We start from the raw sequence: 16906 nt of genomic DNA on the forward strand, positions 1-16906 counted from the left end.
GTCAAAATAATTTTGACAGTAAAGGAGCTCGCCATGCTCAATTTGCAGCGTATGTCGCTGTTTATCGCCGTGGTAGATAGCGGCAGCTTCACGGCCGCCGCCGCCGCATCGGGCCAAACAAAAGCGGTAGTGAGTTTTAATATTCGGCAGCTTGAAAAAGAGCTTGGCGTAACGTTACTGCTACGTTCCACCCGACGATTGACGCTCACAGACGCCGGCGTCCTCTTTTACCAAAAAGGCGTGAATTTACTCAATGCCGCGAAAAATTTGCAGGATGAAGTGCGTGCCAGCCATAGTGGGCTGGGCGGCGAGTTACGTATTACCACTACGCCCGAGTTTGGCGAACAGGTGGTCATTCCGGTACTGGCGCAGTTTAGTCAGCGCCATCCCGATCTCCGTATTCGGCATATGTCCTCATCACATCATGCCGATTTAATTGCCGAGCGCTTTGATGTGGCGATTCGGCTTGGCTCGCTGGCGGACTCCCGCTATCGCGCCGCGCTGATATCCCGCTTTACCATTCTGCCGGTCGCCGCGCCGCAGTGGCTCGCCCGCCACCCCGTGTCGTCGCTGGAGTCGTTGGCTCAGGCGGAATGGATTATTCATGAGCGATTACCTACGCCGCTACGGTGGACAGTAACGAATAATCATGGCCAACACTCACGCCTGGAGATAAGCAAAGCCGGCAAAATTTCTGTCGACAGCGCGCGCTCGCTGATGGCCTTCGCTCTCGCGGGAAGCGGCGTCGCATTACTGCCGCAATGGTTAGTCAACACCGCACTGGAGGATGGAACGTTAATTCACGTGTTACCCGACTATCATTTTCCCCGTCAGGGCATTTATGCCGTTTATCCGGACGCCCGCCATGTATCGACAAAAGTACGCGCATTTATTGATTTTTTACGTTCGCAATGGGATTGCGGGGAGCACGCCCCATCATTGTAGCCAGCCCGGGAGCATTGCGCTCCCGGACGGATAATACCGTCTTAATCCTTAACTACCAGCTTGTCTTTGATCCCCTGCGCCTGCCAACGCACCCACAGCATAATTGCCGCCAGAACGACAATCGGCAGTAACGGATCGAGCCAACTGCCGCCGGAACCGAACAGCAGGTTAATCAGCGCCACGCCGGTGCCGCCAATCGCCCAGGCAATGGTCGTCGGTACAGACCAAACCACCATCTGCTGTTTGACATCAGAGACGCCCATCATGCGGTTAACCACCCAGAACAGGCTATCGTTGAAGTAGCCGAAGAACAGCGACCCCATCGTTGCGGCCTGAGCGGCAAGCAACATATTGATGCCGGGGATCTGCGCCAGGATCGGCGCGGAAATCGAGGCGGCAGTGATCATCGCCACCGTCCCCGATCCCTGAATCAGGCGTACCAACGTCGCCACGATAAACGGGATCAGGATCGGCGAGATCGGCAGGTTGGCAACCTGCTCCGCCAGCTGTTGCCCCGCGCCGCTGTCGCGCAGGATCGCGCCCAACGCGCCGCCAGCGCCCGTGACCAGTAAGATAATCCCGGCGCTTTGCAAGCCCTCTTCCAGACGCTCTGCGGTGGTATGTTTATCCATGCGCGGCACCAGCGTATACACCGCCAGCAGAACGCTGATGGCCAACGCGATCACTGGACTTCCCACAAAGTTGATTGCCTGTACCACCGGATGCGTCGCCAGGCCGGACCATCCTTCTATGGTGGCGAGGGTGGAACAGATAGCCTTCAGGAAGATCAGCACGATCGGCACCACAATAGGCAGCAGAGAAAGCGTCAGACTCGGCAGATCCTTTTGCTCTTTCTCTTTATTGTACTGCTCCAGCGCGGCATTGACTTCATCGGCGTTCAGCGTGCGCGGCACGAAATCAGGGTAGCGTTTATCCAGCCACTGCGCATAGAACACAATGCCGATCACACAGGGCACCGCCAGCGCCATCCCGGTCAATAACATTGCGCCGATGTCGACGTTAAAAATCCCGGCTACCCCCAGCGGGCCTGGCGTCGGAGGTACCGTATGGTGAGTGACCACCAGCCCGCCCGCCAGCGCGACGCCCAGCGTCAGTAGCGAACGTTTACCGCTTTTCGCCAGCGCTTTCGCCACCGGATAAAGAATGACAAAAGCGGAATCGACGAAAATGGGGATGCTGACAATATAACCCGTGATCGCCAGCGCCCACTCTTCACGACGTTTCCCCAGCCATTTGATAAAGCTCCAGGCGATACGCTCCGCCGCGCCGGAAACCTCCAGCAAGCGCCCCATCATTACGCCGAGACCAATCACCAGGCCAATGCTACCCAGCGTCGTACCGAATCCGCTGGTGATGACAGAGAGCGTTTTATCAATGCCCATTCCCCCCAACAGACCGGCGATACAGGCCGCCGCCAGCATCGCGATCAGCGCATGAACGCGGGTGCGTAACACCAGCCATACCAGCACGAAAACGGCAACGATCAGGCCGATAATTGGGGTCGGTAAACTTGTCATGACCTCCCCTCCATATCATCTTGTCGAAAGCGTTCGATAATGTCATCGAAGCGTTTATCGGCGACAAAACCTAACGCCAGCGCACGCTGGTTATCGATACGTCCCGGCCAAGAGGCGACAATTTTCTCGACGCCTTCGTCGCGCTGATGCGTAACCCGATCGCGCGCCGCCTGGCCGCCCGCCTGACGCAACGTTTCCAGCATCTCGCCCACGGTTACGCTGATCCCCGGTAAGTTGATGCTGCTCGCCTCGCCAGGCGCGGGTAACGTTGCGGCCAGCGACAGGTTATGGATCACCGTCGCCGGGCTGGAAATCCACAGCCGCAAACTTTCCGATACCGGGCAGACGGTCGTCTCGCCCTGCAACGGTTCACGAATAATCGCGCTGACAAAAGAAGAAGCGGCGCGGTTTGGTTTACCCGGGCGAACACAGATCGTCGGCAAACGCAGCGCCAGCCCATCCACATAGCCTTTGCGGGTATAGTCGTTGACCAACAGTTCACAGGCGGCCTTCTGCGCGCCATAAGACGAGCGCGGCGTGAGCGCGGTGGTATCGGTGACGCATTCCGGCAGCGTACCGCCATAAACGGCAAGCGAGCTGGAGAAGACAAAACGAATTTTCTGCGGTTGTCGACGACACGCCTCAAGTAACTGGCGGGTAAGATCCAGGTTAACTTTCCATCCCAGATCGAAATCGTCTTCCGCATGACTGCTGACAATCGCAGCGAGATGATAAACAACAGAGGTATTAGCGGTAATCACATTCTCCAGTACGCCCGGCTGGGTTAAGTCAGCCTCCAGGCAGCGTAAACGAGGAGAATCTGATAACCGTGCAGGCATTTTTAAATCAACAAGAAGCAGTTCGTTAAACGCCAGCGATGAGTTTAATAAGGCGCTTGCGAGTTTCTGGCCTAAAAAGCCGCCCCCGCCGGTAATGATAATCTGCATCCGGATGTCCTCTTTATTGTTGTGTAGGGTAGTTCAGGGTTAGCGCCAGGCGTTAAACCAGCCAAGCCCGTCCTGAGTGGTATTCCGTGGTTGGTATTCGCAGCCTATCCAGCCGCGATAACCGACGTCATCGAACAGCCGGAACAGCCACGGGTAGTTGATCTCGCCATCATCCGGTTCATGTCTGTCCGGTAGCGAAGCGATTTGTACATGGGCATAGCGGCCCGCGTACTCGCGAATCAGGTGACTCAAATTGCCATCCACTTTTTGCGCGTGGAAAGTGTCGAGCTGGATGAATACATTCGGGCGGTTAACCTCTTCTGCGATGCCCAGCGCCTGATATTGGCTGGAAAAGAGGTAGCCGGGTTTAACGCCGGGACTCAGCGCTTCGATCAAAATACGTTTATCGTGGGCGGCAAACCGGTCGGCGGCATAACGCAAATTATCGATAAACGTGGCGCGATAACGTGCGCCATCAGCGCCATCCGGCACTACGCCCGCCATGATGTGAACCTGCTCACATTCCAGCGCCAGAGCGTATTCCAGAGCCAGATCGATATCGGCGCGCGCGTCGTGTTCGCGCCCCGGTAGCGCGGCGCGTCCCCACTCGCCCGCCGCGGTATCGCCCGCCGAAGTATTAAACAGCGCCAGCGTCAGATCATGACGCGATAGCTGGGCTTTAATCTCGCTGGCGGCAAAGTCGTAGGGGAACAGAAACTCAACGGCCTGAAAACCGGCTTCGGCAGCGGCGGCAAAACGCTCGATAAACGGCACTTCGGTAAACATCATCGACAAATTGGCGGCAAAACGCGGCATCGGGTTATCTCCTTAACTGCGCAATTTCTTCGGTGGTTAAATAACGAATCGGGCGTTCGCCAAGGATAAAAATCAGCTTTGCCGTCTCTTCCAGCTCCTCGGTATTATTAGCGGCTTCCTGCAAATTCTCCCCGCACACGACCGGCCCATGATTAGCCAGTAAAAAGGCCTGATGCCGGGCCGCCAGCGCAGCCAAATCGCGGGCAATTCGGTCATCCCCCGGGCGATAGTAGGGAACCAGCGGAATGTCTCCCATCCGCATCACCACATAGGGGGTAAACGGGCGAATCACATTTTGCGGGTCCAGCCCTTCGAGACAGGAAAGCGCCGTTGACCAGGTGCTGTGCAGATGTACCACGGCCTTGCAGCAAGGGTTATTGCGATACAACGCCAGATGAAAACGCACCTCTTTAGACGGTTTATCGCCGCTGAGCCATTCGCCCTGCGGGTCCACTTTGGATAGCCGCTGCGGGTCGAGATTACCCAGACACGAACCGGTGGGCGTCGCCAGAATATTGCCGTCCGGCAGTAACAGCGAGAGATTGCCTGCCGAGCCGGTGGCATAGCCGCGCTGGAAAAACGAGGCGGCTATCCTGACCATCTCTTCTCGCAAAGCGTGCTCTTCTTTTGCCAGTGTCGTCATACCTGAAACTCCCTTTGAGCGCGGATGAAAAAGGATTCATCGCCAAAATTGCCTGACTTTAGCGCCAGCGAGACTGGCGCATGGAGCGCGTTGACCCACGGCACGCCGGGTGAAATGCACGGTCCGATGTGAAAACCGGTAATACCGAGGCTTTGCGTCACCACGCCCGAGGTTTCGCCGCCCGCCACGATAAACCGGGTGATACCGCCTTCCGCTAAGCGAGCGGCCAGCAGGGAAAAGAGCGCCTCTACCGCATGGCTGGCTTCGGTAGCGCCATATTGCTGCTGGATGGCAGCCAGCGCCTGCGTGGAGGCGGTGGCGCTAATCATTGGCGCCAGTTCGCTGTCCTGACTGAGCACCCACTGCGCCAGCGCTTCAGCGTAGGCCTCGCGCGTCTCGGATGACAGGCAGCGCGCCACGTCAACGTCGCGTGTGGGAGCATGTTGTCGATAGAAGGCCACCTGCTGATTCGTCATTTGCGAACAGGAACCGGAAAGCACCACCGCGCGACCGCTCAGCGGATAGCCTGCGGAACGGGCCTGAGAAACGCCGTGCTTCGCCCACTGACGCGCCAGCCCCATTGCCAACCCGGAACCGCCAGTCACCAGCGGGGCATCACGCAAAACCTCGCCCTGAATTTCCAGGTGCCGCTCATTGAGCGCGTCAAGTACCGCGTAGCGATATCCTTCCTGCTGTAAACGCGACAGCGCCGCACGGGTCGCGGCAACGCCTTCATCAAGCGTCTGAGCCGGAATAACGCCGCAGCGCCCTTGCGCCTGCGCTTCCATCAGACGCGGCAGGTAGCTGTCGGTCATCGGATTGATAGGGTGGTGGCGCATACCGGACTCCGCCAGCAAGTGGTTCATGACAAACAGATAGCCCTGATAAACCGTGCGTCCGTTAACCGGCAGCGCGGGAGAAATCACGGTAAATGAGGTATCCAGCGCCACCATCAGCGCATCGGTGACCGGGCCGATATTGCCTTCGGCGGTACTATCGAAAGTCGAGCAATATTTGAAATAGACTTGCTGGCAGCCCTGTTTTTTCAGCCATACCAGCGCCGCCAGCGATTGTTTTATCGCCTCTTGCGCCGGGCATGAGCGGGTTTTCAGGCTGATAACCACCGCGTCGCACCCTTCCGGTTGCGTCCCGGTTGGGACATCATTGATCTGCACTGTCGGCATCCCGTTTTCGACCAGAAAACTGGCGATGTCGGTCGCGCCGGTAAAATCATCGGCAATGACGCCAATTTTTAACATGACGGCTCCTCAGGCGTGACGCCAGGCAGAGTAATCCCTGAGAAAATTTTGATCACAGCGCTGTCATCCTCTTTGCCATAACCGGCGTTACTGGCGCTGGTGAACATATTTAACGCCGTAGAGGCCAGCGGTAAGGGGAAGCGCAGCGCTTTCGCCGTGTCGGCAACCAGCCCCAAATCTTTGACAAAAATGTCGACGGCCGAACGCGGGGTATAGTCGCCATCAACGACATGCTGCATACGGTTTTCGAACATCCAGGAGTTTCCGGCGGCATGGGTCACGACGTCATACATCACGTCCAGAGGAATACCGGCCCGCGCGGCCAGCGCCATCGCTTCGGCCGCCGCCGCAATATGCACGCCAGCCAGCAGTTGATGAATAATTTTGACGGTTGAGCCTGCGCCCGGCGTATCGCTGATGCGATAAACGTTGCTGGCAACGGCGTCCAGCACGGGCTTCAGGCGGGTAAACGCCGCCTCGCTCCCGGAGGCCATCACCGTCATTTCGCCCTGCGCCGCTTTTACCGCGCCGCCGGAAACCGGCGCATCCAGCATATTAAGATTCAATGCCGTCAACGCCGCGGCGATCTCTTGCGCGTCGGCGCTTGAGATCGTAGACGAAACCATCACCGCGCTTCCGGGTTTCATCAGATGGGCGACGCCATCCTCACCGAATAACACCTGTCTGACCTGGGCGGCATTGACGACCAGAATGACTAACGCATCCACGACGCCGGCGAACTCCCTGGCGCTGGCGGCAGCCCCACAAGCCCCTTCAGCGAGAAGATTCGCGCACGCTTGCGGGTTAAGATCGGCCCCCCATGTGGAAAGCCCGGCGCGCAGGCATGAACGCGCAGCGCCCATTCCCATTGAGCCAAGCCCCACAATGCCGACATGAAAATCAGTTCCTGTTGTCATTATCACTCCATGTTAATTTACGTGATATTATGTTTTGTTATGTGAATATAGGCGTTTTTGTAAACAATTGCGGTGAGTTGTTTCACAAAAAATAACAAAATGTGTTATTTTTTGTGAAGGCAATCCTCATAGAACTTCACACGCTGTGACGAGAAATCGCGTAAAATCGCGACAGGACTAAAGAAAGGAGCAGACGTTGATACCTACTGAGCGTCGACAAATCATTCTTGATATGGTGGCGGAGAAAGGCATCGTCAGTATCGCTGAACTGACCGAGCGCATGCATGTATCCCACATGACTATTCGCCGTGATTTACAAAAACTGGAGCAGCAAGGCGCGGTAATCCAGGTCTCTGGCGGCGTGCAATCATCGACTCGCGTGGCGCACGAGCCCTCGCATCAGATCAAAACCGAACTGGCGACGCCGCAGAAAGCGGCGATTGGCAAACTGGCCGCCAGCCTGGTACAGCCAGAAAGCTGTATCTACCTTGATGCAGGTACGACCACGCTGGCGATTGCCAGGCAGCTGGTTACGATGAATAAACTTACGGTGGTGACGAATGATTTCGTTATCGCCGATTACCTGATGGACAATAGCGATTGCACAATTATTCACACTGGCGGGGCGGTATGCCGGGAAAACCGGTCGTGCGTCGGTGAAGCCGCGGCGACGCTTTTGCGTGGGTTGATGATTGACCAGGCCTTTATTTCCGCCTCTTCCTGGAGCGTGCGCGGTATTTCAACGCCGGCAGAAGATAAAGTCACGGTGAAACGGGCCGTCGCCAGCGCCAGCCGCCAAAAAATTCTGGTGTGCGACGCGACCAAATACGGCCAGGTCGCTACATGGCTGGCGTTACCGCTGGCGGAATTCAACCAAATCGTCACCGATGACGGCCTGCCGGAAAGCGCAATTCGGGCGCTGGCCAAAGTGGATATCTCACTGCTGATGGCCAAACAATAGCGAAGCGGCGCAAGCCGCTTACGTCATCATCTTGCGTACCAGTTGCGTAAACTGTTCGCGTTCTTCAGCGCTCAGTCGCCCCAAAAATTCATCGTCAACGCGATCCCCCAGTGGTATCGCGGCGGCGAGCAACGTTTGGCCCTGAACGGTGAGATAGACAAAACGCCGACGTTTATCCAGCGGATCGTTTTCTCGCTTTACCAGCCCACGATTTTCCATCCGGCTTAACATCTCCGCCAGCGTCGCTTTAGTGCTAACCGCCGCTTCGGTCAGATCGACCTGTTCAATACCCGGATGTTCAGCAATAACGCGCATCACCGCATATTGAGGTTTGGTGAGCTCCGGTAGTTCATGCTGCCAGCGTGCGGTATGTTGCTGAAAAAGTTGGCGTAACAGATGAAACGCGGTGTTTCGTAACTCCATGAGCGCTCCGGATAAATTAACTTTTTCTATCATAACGACTTATGCACGGTTTTTTAATGACGAATGCTTTAGCTAAACGTGCGCAGGCGTCGGGAGCGATCTTGTCGCAAAGGCCGTGTGGGCGTATTTTGATCAAAATGTTCGTATACGAACGATATTTGAGGTAAGAAATGAGATTGATTGTGGGGATGACCGGTGCGACCGGCGCGCCGCTTGGCGTCGAGCTACTCCAGGCATTGCGGGCGATACCTGATGTTGAAACGCATCTGGTAATGTCAAAGTGGGCGAAAACCACTATTGAACTGGAGACGCCCTACACGCCCGCTGAGGTAGCCGCCCTGGCAGATTATTGTCATAGCCCGGCCGATCAGGCGGCGACCATTTCCTCCGGCTCATTTCGTACCGACGGCATGATTATTATCCCCTGCAGTATGAAAACACTGGCGGGGGTTCGCGCCGGCTATGCCGAGGGGCTGGTGGGACGCGCTGCCGATGTCGTGTTGAAAGAGGGTCGCAAGCTGGTGCTTGTGCCGCGGGAAATGCCGCTCAGCACGATTCATCTGGAAAACATGCTTGCGCTTTCTCGTATGGGGGTGGCGATAGTGCCGCCCATGCCCGCGTTCTACAACCTGCCGCAAACCGTTGACGATATTATCCAGCACATCGTAGCGCGCGTTCTCGACCAGTTTGGTCTGGAGCATACGCGCACGCGCCGCTGGCAAGGACTGCGACAGGCAGCAAATTTTTCACAGGAGAATGGATAATGGCATTTGATGATTTGCGCAGTTTTTTACATGCGCTGGATCAGCAGGGACAACTGCTGAAAATCAGCGAGGAAGTGAATGCGGAGCCGGATCTCGCCGCCGCTGCCAACGCAACGGGACGAATCGGCGATGGCGCGCCCGCGCTGTGGTTTGACAATATTCGTGGTTTTACCGACGCCCGCGTGGCGATGAATACCATCGGTTCCTGGCAGAACCATGCCATCTCACTGGGTTTGCCGCCTAACACGCCGGTTAAAAAACAGATCGATGAATTTATTCGCCGCTGGGACAATTTTCCGGTAGCGCCGGAACGACGGGCGAATCCGGGCTGGGCGGAAAATACCGTCGACGGCGACGCGATCAACCTGTTTGATATCCTGCCGCTGTTTCGTCTGAACGACGGCGACGGCGGATTCTATCTGGATAAAGCCTGTGTGGTATCACGCGATCCGCTCGATCCCGATAACTTCGGCAAGCAGAATGTCGGCATCTACCGTATGGAAGTTAAAGGCAAGCGTAAGCTGGGTCTGCAACCAGTGCCGATGCATGATATCGCATTGCACCTGCACAAAGCTGAAGAGCGTGGCGAAGATCTGCCGATTGCGATCACGTTGGGTAACGATCCGATCATTACCCTGATGGGCGCAACGCCGCTGAAATACGATCAGTCAGAGTATGAAATGGCAGGCGCGCTGCGTGAAAGCCCCTATCCTATCGCCACCGCGCCGCTGACCGGTTTTGATGTGCCGTGGGGATCTGAAGTCATTCTTGAAGGGGTCATCGAAAGCCGTAAACGTGAAATTGAAGGACCGTTCGGCGAATTTACCGGCCACTATTCCGGCGGTCGCAACATGACCGTGGTGCGTATCGATAAGGTCTCTTACCGCAGCAAACCCATTTTTGAATCGCTCTATTTGGGGATGCCGTGGACGGAAATCGACTACCTGATGGGGCCGGCGACCTGCGTGCCACTGTATCAACAGTTGAAAGCCGAATTTCCGGAAGTGCAGGCGGTAAACGCCATGTACACCCACGGCCTGCTGGCCATCATCTCAACCAAAAAACGCTACGGCGGCTTTGCCCGTGCGGTGGGCCTGCGAGCGATGACGACGCCGCACGGTCTGGGATATGTGAAGATGGTGATCATGGTCGATGAAGATGTCGATCCATTCAATCTGCCACAGGTGATGTGGGCGTTGTCGTCGAAAGTGAATCCGGCAGGCGATCTGGTACAGCTACCGAATATGTCCGTCCTGGAACTGGATCCGGGCTCAAGCCCGGCGGGGATTACCGACAAGCTGATCATTGACGCCACCACGCCGGTTGCGCCAGATAACCGTGGTCACTATAGCCAGCCGGTTGTTGATTTACCGGAAACTAAAGCCTGGGCTGAAAAGCTGACCGCCATGCTGGCCAACCGTAAATAAGGAGTAACCGATGATTTGTCCACGCTGTGCCGATGCACATATTGAACTCATGGCGACTTCGCCGGTAAAAGGAGTCTGGACGGTATATCAGTGTCAGCATTGTCTGTATACCTGGCGCGATACCGAACCGTTACGTCGTACCAGCCGCGAACACTATCCACAAGCGTTTCGCATGACGCAAAAAGATATTGATAACGCGCCAATGGTGCCGAGTATCCCGCCGCTGCTGGCAGAAGACAAACGGTAAAAAAAAGGCCAGTCTGTCGACTGGCCTTTTTTTGACAAGGGTACTTACTCGCGGAACAGCGCTTCGATATTCAGCCCCTGCGTCTGCAGAATTTCGCGCAGACGGCGCAGGCCTTCAACCTGAATCTGACGAACACGTTCACGCGTAAGACCGATTTCACGGCCTACATCTTCCAGTGTCGCAGCTTCATATCCCAGCAGACCGAAACGGCGCGCCAGCACTTCACGCTGTTTGGCGTTCAGTTCGAACAACCATTTGACGATGCTCTGTTTCATATCATCATCTTGCGTGGTGTCTTCCGGACCGTTCTCTTTTTCATCGGCCAGGATGTCCAGCAACGCTTTTTCGGAATCACCGCCCAGCGGGGTGTCTACCGAGGTAATGCGCTCGTTGAGACGAAGCATACGGCTGACGTCATCAACCGGTTTATCCAGTTGCTCTGCAATTTCTTCCGCACTCGGTTCGTGGTCCAGTTTATGCGACAACTCACGTGCGGTGCGCAGGTATACGTTCAGCTCTTTAACAATGTGAATCGGCAAGCGAATCGTACGGGTTTGGTTCATAATCGCCCGTTCGATTGTCTGGCGAATCCACCAGGTTGCGTATGTTGAGAAGCGGAACCCGCGTTCCGGGTCAAACTTCTCAACTGCACGGATAAGCCCCAGGTTGCCCTCTTCAATCAGGTCCAGCAACGCCAGTCCACGATTGCCATAACGGCGGGCAATTTTTACCACCAGACGCAGGTTACTCTCAATCATGCGACGGCGAGAAGCGACATCTCCACGCAGTGCGCGACGCGCAAAATAGACTTCTTCTTCGGCTGTTAACAGTGGTGAATACCCAATCTCACCAAGGTAAAGCTGAGTCGCGTCCAACACACGCTGTGTGGCCCCTTGCGATAACAGCTCTTCTTCAGCCAGGTCGTTATCACTGGGTTCCTCTTCACTCAAGGCTTTTTCGTCAAAAGCCTCTACTCCGTTCTCATCAAATTCCGCGTCTTCATTTAAATCATGAACTTTCAGCGTATTCTGACTCATAAGGTGGCTCCTACCCGTGATCCCTTGACGGAACTAGCAAGTCAAAGCCTGGTTCCGCCGCTTTATCGCTGCGGTAAATAACGCAGCGGGTTTACGGATTTCCCCTTGTAACGAATTTCAAAATGCAAGCGTGTAGAGCTGGTGCCGGTGCTACCCATAGTAGCGATTTTTTGCCCCGCCTTAACTTCCTGTTGTTCCCGGACCAGCATCGTATCATTATGGGCGTAGGCACTCAGGTAATCATCGTTATGTTTGATGATAATAAGATTACCGTAACCACGCAGCGCGTTACCGGCATATACGACGCGCCCATCAGCGGTTGCGACGATAGCCTGTCCCTTACTGCCTGCAATGTCGATCCCTTTATTGCCCCCTTCGGAAGCGCCAAAGTTTTCGATCACTTTGCCATCCGTCGGCCAGCGCCATGCGGAAATCGGCGCGCTGGTTGACGTACTGCTTGCATTTGGTTCGGTCGTGCTTACCGTTGGTGCCGTTACAGGCGCTGTGACAACCGTCCCAGCAGGCTTGTTGTTTGGCAACATTTTGTTAGCACTTTGTTCACCTGAGCCCTCAGAATACGTAATTGTTGGTTGAGACGCAACTGCAACGGTGGAATTTTGTGCAGACCTGGTCACAACTCCTTGCTGTGCTGCATCCGCCTGGGTGATCGCATTTCCGCCAGTAATTGGCGTACCGGATGCGTTACCAACTTGCAAAGTTTGCCCTACATTCAGGCTATACGGGGCAGGAATACTGTTTCTCTGGGCCAGATCGCGGAAATCGTTCCCGGAAATCCAGGCGATGTAAAAAAGCGTATCCCCCTTTTTCACGGTGTAAGTACTGCCACCCGTATAGCTACCTTTCGGAATATTCCCATACTGGCGATTGTATACGATTCGCCCATTTTCCATCTGCACGGGCTGTTCCGCGACCGGTTGAGTTTGCATGGGCTGCGTTACAGGACGCTGAACGGGTTGAATTTGCGGCGCTTGTTGCGGCGTTTGTTGCGTCGTCGTGCCCATTTTTGGCGGCGGTGTGATCAACATCCCGGAATTGGTATTTGATGACGAACCACTGTCCACAGACGTGACCGGCGCCGGAGGGTTTGACGAACTGGTACAACCTGCCAGCCATAGTGAAACCAGTGATAGTGCCGCAATGCGACTAACGGTGAATTTTGGGCTTCCCGCGCTCATTTATCCCCCAGGAAAAAATTTGGTTAACAACCAGTGACGTAAGAACCGTGCAACGCATTAAGTGAACACGGGAAAATGTGTTCACGATACGCTTAACCCACCGGGAATAACCAGGAAAACTCCAGGTATTCGTTTCGGCTTCATCAGGCGTAAGAGTGGGTGTTTGCAGGGCAAACTAGGCCAGCTCTCCCTTGACTAACGGGACGAAGCGAACGGCCTCCACGGTATCGATAATAAATTCGCCGCCCCGGCGACGCACGCGTTTCAAAAACTGCTGCTCATCGCCCACGGGCAGAACAAGAATGCCGCCTTCATCCAACTGTGCCATGAGCGCGGTAGGAATTTCCGGCGGCGCGGCCGTCACAATGATAGCGTCAAACGGCGCACGCGCCTGCCAGCCTTGCCAGCCATCGCCATGACGGGTAGAAACATTATGTAAATCGAGCTGCTTCAGGCGGCGGCGCGCCTGCCATTGCAGCCCCTTAATCCGCTCAACGGAGCAAACGTGATGCACCAGATGCGCCAGAATCGCCGTCTGATAGCCGGAACCGGTGCCAATTTCCAGCACCCTGGACTGCGGCGTCAGTTCGAGCAGTTCCGTCATTCGCGCCACCATATAGGGCTGCGAAATCGTCTGACCCTGGCCTATCGGCAAAGCGATATTTTCCCAGGCCTTATGTTCAAACGCTTCATCAATAAATTTCTCGCGCGGCACTGCGGCAAGCGCATTAAGCACCAGCTCATCTCTGATGCCCTGTGCGCGCAATTGTTCAAGAAGAGCCTGTACACGTCCACTTACCATTGCGTGCCAACTCCCACGCTGTCTAACCAGTCTGAAACCACATCATGCGCGCTGTGCGCGGTTAAATCCACATGCAACGGCGTGACGGAGACGTAGCCTTCATCCACCGCCGCGAAATCGGTATCCGGCCCGGCATCGTATTTATCGCCCGGCGGGCCAATCCAGTACAATGTATTACCGCGCGGATCTTCCTGCGGGATTACTTTATCCGCTGGATGGCGGCTACCACAGCGAGTCACGCGGATGCCTTTAACCTGCGCTAACGGTAGATCCGGGACATTCACGTTGAGAATACGCCCGGTACGCAACGGCTCCCGGCTTAACCCTCGCAAAAGCGCGCAAGTCACGGCTGCAGCCGTATCATAATGCTGATAGCCGTTAAGGGAGACCGCTAATGCCGGAAAGCCGAGATGACGACCTTCCATCGCCGCGGCGACTGTACCGGAATAGATCACATCATCGCCCAGATTCGGACCCGCGTTAATACCGGAAACGACAATATCCGGACGCGGACGCATTAAGGCATTAACGCCCAGATAGACGCAATCGGTCGGCGTCCCCATCTGTACGGCGATATCGCCATTATCAAAGGTAAAAGTACGAAGCGAAGATTCCAGCGTGAGGGAATTAGACGCGCCGCTGCGGTTACGATCCGGGGCTACGACCTGTACATCAGCAAACTCACGCAGCGCTTTCGCCAGCGTTTGTATACCGGGCGCGTGAACCCCGTCATCGTTACTCAGCAATATGCGCATAATCACCCATTGTGTTGATCAGTTCCCTTACTACGCTGGTGGCAAAACTGCCTGCGGGCAGCCAGAAACGTAACTCGACGGTAACGTCATCCCACCAGTTCCAGCTTAATTGTTGCGGATAAAGCAGCATCGCTCTGCGCGACGCCTCTACTTTTTCGCGCAGCAACAGCGATTGCAACACCGTTTCCTGGGCAATGGCATCTTGCTCAAACGCCAGCGCCGCACGCTGTGTTCCCCACTCTCCGCTGCCCGGCAACGATGCTGTAATCATCAGCTCTTTTTCGTCTACCCGGCGCTGCAATTCAGGCAGTTCTTCAGATGTCGCGACGAACCAGCTTCCACGCCCCGCTAATTGTAGCGCATCGCCGTCAACAACTTGATTAAAGTCTGGTTTCTTCAGCCGCTGGTGAACAATTTGATTAAACAACGCGCTACGTGCCGCCGACAACCAAAAACTGCGTTTATTGCGATCGCGCACCGGCGCGTTACTTTGTGCCCAGCGCAGCGCGCCCTGCAAGTTGCTGCCACCAATGCCGAATCGCTGTGCGCCAAAATAGTTCGGCACGCCGCCATCGCGAATCGCCTGCAATCGCGTTTCGACATCGCGGCGATCGCTTATTTCACGCAACACCAGCGTAAAGGCATTGCCTTTCAGCGCGCCTAAACGCAGCTTACGCTTGTGACGCGCGTATTCCAGCACTTTACAACCTTCCAGCTGAAAGGCGCTGAAATCGGGCATCTCTTTCCCCGGCACGCGCGCACACAGCCACTGCTCGGTAACGGCGTGTTTATCTTTTTGCCCGGCAAAGCTCACTTCGCGAGCGTGAATTTTCAGGAATTTCGCCAGCGCGTCAGCGACAAAACGGGTATTGCAACCGTTTTTCAAAATACGCAGCAGAATGTGCTCGCCTTCACCATCCGGCGTAAAGCCTAAATCTTCAACCACCACAAAATCTTCCGGATTCGCTTTCAGCAATCCGCTACCTTGTGGTTTTCCGTGCAGCCAGGTGAGATTGTCAAACTCTGTCATTTCGCCGCCTTCATCAGCAACGCGACCGCTTCGCAGGCAATGCCTTCTCCGCGTCCGGTAAATCCGAGCTTTTCCGTCGTCGTCGCCTTCACGTTAACGTCATCCATATGGCAGCCGAGATCTTCGGCGATAAAGACACGCATTTGAGGAATATGCGGCAGCATTTTCGGCGCCTGCGCAATAATGGTGACATCCACGTTGCCGAGGGTGTACCCCTTCGCCTGAATACGACGCCAGGCTTCACGCAGTAGTTCGCGGCTATCCGCTCCCTTAAATGCCGGATCGGTATCCGGGAAGAGCTTGCCGATATCGCCAAGCGCCGCCGCGCCCAGCAGCGCATCGGTCAGCGCATGTAACGCCACATCGCCATCGGAATGCGCCAATAGCCCTTTTTCATAAGGGATACGCACGCCGCCAATGATAATCGGCCCTTCTCCGCCAAACGCGTGTACGTCAAAACCGTGTCCAATTCGCATTATGCTTTCTCCTGGTGGATGGTTCGGGTCAGATAAAATTCCGCCAGCGCCAGATCTTCCGGACGGGTGACCTTGATGTTATCCGCGCGACCTTCTACCAGCGCCGGATGAAAACCACAATACTCCAGCGCTGACGCTTCGTCGGTGATGGTCGCGCCTTCATTCAGCGCACGCGTCAGACAATCATGCAAGAGTTCGCGGGGGAAAAACTGCGGGGTGAGCGCGTGCCATAAATCGGCGCGCTCTACGGTATGGGCAATAGCGTTTTTCCCTGGTTCGCCGCGTTTCATGGTGTCGCGCACCGGACTGGCGAGGATACCGCCGACCCGGCTGTTTTCGCTGATAGCCAGCAACCGCGCAAGGTCATCCTGATGCAAACAGGGTCTTGCCGCGTCGTGCACCAGCACCCACTGCGCCTTTGCAACGGCCTGTAACCCGGCCAAAACGGAATCAGCGCGTTCGTTGCCGCCATCCACAACGGTGATTTGCGGATGATTCGCCAGCGGAAGTTGGGCAAAGCGATGATCGCCAGGACTGATAGCAATAACAACGCGTGTCACCCGAGGATGCGCCAGCAGCGCATGAACTGAGTGCTCCAGAATGGTTTTATTACCGATTGAGAGATACTGCTTAGGACATTCTGTTTGCATTCGGCGGCCAAATCCGGCCGCCGGCACCACGGCGCAAACGTCCAATAAAGTGGCTGCCATGTTAAATCCCTGG

At 55.7% G+C, this 16906-nt stretch carries 20 protein-coding genes; 6 read left to right on the forward strand and 14 right to left on the reverse strand.

Going from position 1 to position 16906, the window contains the following annotated elements; genetic code table 11:
• The first annotated feature begins 12 nt into the window (after window positions 1-12).
• Entirely contained in the window at window positions 13-945 is a 933-nt protein-coding gene (locus ACLJRE_RS01050; RefSeq protein ID WP_000216305.1) for a LysR family transcriptional regulator, read from the forward strand.
• A 41-nt stretch (window positions 946-986) separates the two neighbouring features.
• Here the strand turns inward: ACLJRE_RS01050 and ACLJRE_RS01055 are convergent, their stop codons facing one another.
• Genes ACLJRE_RS01055 through ltnD form a run of 6 tightly spaced genes read right to left on the reverse strand, consistent with a single transcriptional unit; the run spans window position 987 to window position 7065 of the window.
• Window positions 987-2483, reverse strand: a complete 1497-nt coding sequence (locus tag ACLJRE_RS01055; protein ID WP_000202719.1) for a GntP family permease — start codon at window positions 2481-2483, stop codon at window positions 987-989.
• Window positions 2480-3430: a D-erythronate dehydrogenase gene (gene denD, locus ACLJRE_RS01060; protein ID WP_001165731.1), complete on the reverse strand. Its 951-nt coding sequence runs from the start codon at window positions 3428-3430 to the stop codon at window positions 2480-2482. Before denD ends, ACLJRE_RS01055 begins: the two co-directional genes overlap by 4 nt.
• A 39-nt stretch (window positions 3431-3469) precedes the next feature.
• Entirely contained in the window at window positions 3470-4246 is a 777-nt protein-coding gene (locus tag ACLJRE_RS01065; RefSeq protein ID WP_001136896.1) for an HPr family phosphocarrier protein, read from the reverse strand.
• 4 nt (window positions 4247-4250) lie between these two features.
• Window positions 4251-4889: an aldolase gene (locus ACLJRE_RS01070; protein WP_000209068.1), complete on the reverse strand. Its 639-nt coding sequence runs from the start codon at window positions 4887-4889 to the stop codon at window positions 4251-4253.
• On the reverse strand, window positions 4886-6148 hold the full coding sequence (gene otnK / locus ACLJRE_RS01075) for a 3-oxo-tetronate kinase (RefSeq protein ID WP_000912488.1): 1263 nt from the start codon (window positions 6146-6148) through the stop codon (window positions 4886-4888). The genes ACLJRE_RS01070 and otnK overlap by 4 nt, the downstream gene beginning before the upstream one ends.
• Entirely contained in the window at window positions 6142-7065 is a 924-nt protein-coding gene (gene ltnD / locus ACLJRE_RS01080) for an L-threonate dehydrogenase (protein WP_000206958.1), read from the reverse strand. The genes otnK and ltnD overlap by 7 nt, the downstream gene beginning before the upstream one ends.
• Before the next feature lie 196 nt (window positions 7066-7261).
• Here ltnD and ygbI point away from each other — a divergent pair, with 196 nt between their 5' ends.
• Window positions 7262-8026: a DNA-binding transcriptional repressor YgbI gene (gene ygbI, locus ACLJRE_RS01085; protein ID WP_000613179.1), complete on the forward strand. Its 765-nt coding sequence runs from the start codon at window positions 7262-7264 to the stop codon at window positions 8024-8026.
• Between the two features lie 18 nt (window positions 8027-8044).
• Here ygbI and ACLJRE_RS01090 read toward each other — a convergent pair whose 3' ends face one another.
• Window positions 8045-8449 carry a MarR family winged helix-turn-helix transcriptional regulator gene (locus ACLJRE_RS01090; protein WP_000423338.1) on the reverse strand — a complete coding sequence of 135 codons (405 nt, stop codon included), beginning with the start codon at window positions 8447-8449 and terminating at the stop codon, window positions 8045-8047.
• A gap of 170 nt (window positions 8450-8619) precedes the next feature.
• Here ACLJRE_RS01090 and ACLJRE_RS01095 point away from each other — a divergent pair, with 170 nt between their 5' ends.
• The 3 genes from ACLJRE_RS01095 to ACLJRE_RS01105 are packed head-to-tail and all read left to right on the forward strand — an operon-like array spanning window position 8620 to window position 10887.
• Window positions 8620-9213 (forward strand): non-oxidative hydroxyarylic acid decarboxylases subunit B, encoded by a 594-nt coding sequence (locus ACLJRE_RS01095; RefSeq protein ID WP_001237181.1) that lies wholly within the window; start codon window positions 8620-8622, stop codon window positions 9211-9213.
• A complete protein-coding gene (locus ACLJRE_RS01100; protein WP_000863168.1) occupies window positions 9213-10640 on the forward strand; it encodes a non-oxidative hydroxyarylic acid decarboxylases subunit C in 1428 nt (475 codons plus the stop codon). Before ACLJRE_RS01095 ends, ACLJRE_RS01100 begins: the two co-directional genes overlap by 1 nt.
• Before the next feature lie 10 nt (window positions 10641-10650).
• Complete coding sequence (locus ACLJRE_RS01105) at window positions 10651-10887, forward strand: non-oxidative hydroxyarylic acid decarboxylases subunit D (RefSeq protein WP_000562967.1); 237 nt, start codon at window positions 10651-10653, stop codon at window positions 10885-10887.
• A 44-nt stretch (window positions 10888-10931) separates the two neighbouring features.
• Here the strand turns inward: ACLJRE_RS01105 and rpoS are convergent, their stop codons facing one another.
• Together rpoS and nlpD are read right to left on the reverse strand one after the other, a co-directional pair.
• Complete coding sequence (gene rpoS, locus ACLJRE_RS01110) at window positions 10932-11924, reverse strand: RNA polymerase sigma factor RpoS (RefSeq protein ID WP_000081498.1); 993 nt, start codon at window positions 11922-11924, stop codon at window positions 10932-10934.
• A 62-nt stretch (window positions 11925-11986) separates the two neighbouring features.
• Window positions 11987-13069, reverse strand: a complete 1083-nt coding sequence (gene nlpD / locus ACLJRE_RS01115; RefSeq protein WP_223202022.1) for a murein hydrolase activator NlpD — start codon at window positions 13067-13069, stop codon at window positions 11987-11989.
• On the opposite strand from nlpD, the gene ACLJRE_RS01120 reads away from it, so the two are divergent.
• Window positions 12999-13157: a peptidase gene (locus ACLJRE_RS01120; RefSeq protein WP_223148970.1), complete on the forward strand. Its 159-nt coding sequence runs from the start codon at window positions 12999-13001 to the stop codon at window positions 13155-13157. The two genes, nlpD and ACLJRE_RS01120, sit on opposite strands and share 71 nt — an antisense overlap.
• A 138-nt stretch (window positions 13158-13295) precedes the next feature.
• Here the strand turns inward: ACLJRE_RS01120 and ACLJRE_RS01125 are convergent, their stop codons facing one another.
• From ACLJRE_RS01125 to ispD, 5 genes are read right to left on the reverse strand one after another with little or no spacing between them, the layout of a single operon-like run.
• Complete coding sequence (locus tag ACLJRE_RS01125; RefSeq protein WP_000253542.1) at window positions 13296-13922, reverse strand: protein-L-isoaspartate(D-aspartate) O-methyltransferase; 627 nt, start codon at window positions 13920-13922, stop codon at window positions 13296-13298.
• Window positions 13916-14677 (reverse strand): 5'/3'-nucleotidase SurE, encoded by a 762-nt coding sequence (gene surE / locus ACLJRE_RS01130; RefSeq protein WP_001221538.1) that lies wholly within the window; start codon window positions 14675-14677, stop codon window positions 13916-13918. The genes ACLJRE_RS01125 and surE overlap by 7 nt, the downstream gene beginning before the upstream one ends.
• Window positions 14658-15707, reverse strand: coding sequence for a tRNA pseudouridine(13) synthase TruD (gene truD, locus ACLJRE_RS01135; protein WP_000134246.1), 1050 nt, complete (start codon window positions 15705-15707; stop codon window positions 14658-14660). Before truD ends, surE begins: the two co-directional genes overlap by 20 nt.
• The gene (gene ispF / locus ACLJRE_RS01140) at window positions 15704-16183 is read right to left on the reverse strand and encodes a 2-C-methyl-D-erythritol 2,4-cyclodiphosphate synthase (protein ID WP_001219244.1); all 480 of its coding nucleotides are present in this window, start codon (window positions 16181-16183) and stop codon (window positions 15704-15706) included. The genes truD and ispF overlap by 4 nt, the downstream gene beginning before the upstream one ends.
• Window positions 16183-16893 carry a 2-C-methyl-D-erythritol 4-phosphate cytidylyltransferase gene (gene ispD / locus ACLJRE_RS01145; RefSeq protein WP_000741649.1) on the reverse strand — a complete coding sequence of 237 codons (711 nt, stop codon included), beginning with the start codon at window positions 16891-16893 and terminating at the stop codon, window positions 16183-16185. Before ispD ends, ispF begins: the two co-directional genes overlap by 1 nt.
• Window positions 16894-16906 lie beyond the last annotated feature (13 nt).

Origin of the sequence: Salmonella sp. SAL04157 (genome assembly GCF_046551635.1) — a bacterium.
GTDB classification, from domain to species: Bacteria; Pseudomonadota; Gammaproteobacteria; order Enterobacterales; family Enterobacteriaceae; genus Salmonella; species Salmonella enterica.

Bases quoted from the DNA above. Each gene is read 5' to 3' on its own strand.
- ACLJRE_RS01055 (WP_000202719.1), bottom strand. From the start codon at position 2,483: ATGACAAGTTTACCGACCCCAATTATCGGCCTGATCGTTGCCGTTTTC.
- denD (WP_001165731.1), bottom strand. From the start codon at position 3,430: ATGCAGATTATCATTACCGGCGGGGGCGGCTTTTTAGGCCAGAAACTC.
- ACLJRE_RS01065 (WP_001136896.1), bottom strand. From the start codon at position 4,246: ATGCCGCGTTTTGCCGCCAATTTGTCGATGATGTTTACCGAAGTGCCG.
- ACLJRE_RS01070 (WP_000209068.1), bottom strand. From the start codon at position 4,889: ATGACGACACTGGCAAAAGAAGAGCACGCTTTGCGAGAAGAGATGGTC.
- otnK (WP_000912488.1), bottom strand. From the start codon at position 6,148: ATGTTAAAAATTGGCGTCATTGCCGATGATTTTACCGGCGCGACCGAC.
- ltnD (WP_000206958.1), bottom strand. From the start codon at position 7,065: ATGACAACAGGAACTGATTTTCATGTCGGCATTGTGGGGCTTGGCTCA.
- ACLJRE_RS01090 (WP_000423338.1), bottom strand. From the start codon at position 8,449: ATGGAGTTACGAAACACCGCGTTTCATCTGTTACGCCAACTTTTTCAG.
- ACLJRE_RS01095 (WP_001237181.1), top strand. From the start codon at position 8,620: ATGAGATTGATTGTGGGGATGACCGGTGCGACCGGCGCGCCGCTTGGC.
- ACLJRE_RS01100 (WP_000863168.1), top strand. From the start codon at position 9,213: ATGGCATTTGATGATTTGCGCAGTTTTTTACATGCGCTGGATCAGCAG.
- ACLJRE_RS01105 (WP_000562967.1), top strand. From the start codon at position 10,651: ATGATTTGTCCACGCTGTGCCGATGCACATATTGAACTCATGGCGACT.
- rpoS (WP_000081498.1), bottom strand. From the start codon at position 11,924: ATGAGTCAGAATACGCTGAAAGTTCATGATTTAAATGAAGACGCGGAA.
- ACLJRE_RS01125 (WP_000253542.1), bottom strand. From the start codon at position 13,922: ATGGTAAGTGGACGTGTACAGGCTCTTCTTGAACAATTGCGCGCACAG.
- surE (WP_001221538.1), bottom strand. From the start codon at position 14,677: ATGCGCATATTGCTGAGTAACGATGACGGGGTTCACGCGCCCGGTATA.
- truD (WP_000134246.1), bottom strand. From the start codon at position 15,707: ATGACAGAGTTTGACAATCTCACCTGGCTGCACGGAAAACCACAAGGT.
- ispF (WP_001219244.1), bottom strand. From the start codon at position 16,183: ATGCGAATTGGACACGGTTTTGACGTACACGCGTTTGGCGGAGAAGGG.
- ispD (WP_000741649.1), bottom strand. From the start codon at position 16,893: ATGGCAGCCACTTTATTGGACGTTTGCGCCGTGGTGCCGGCGGCCGGA.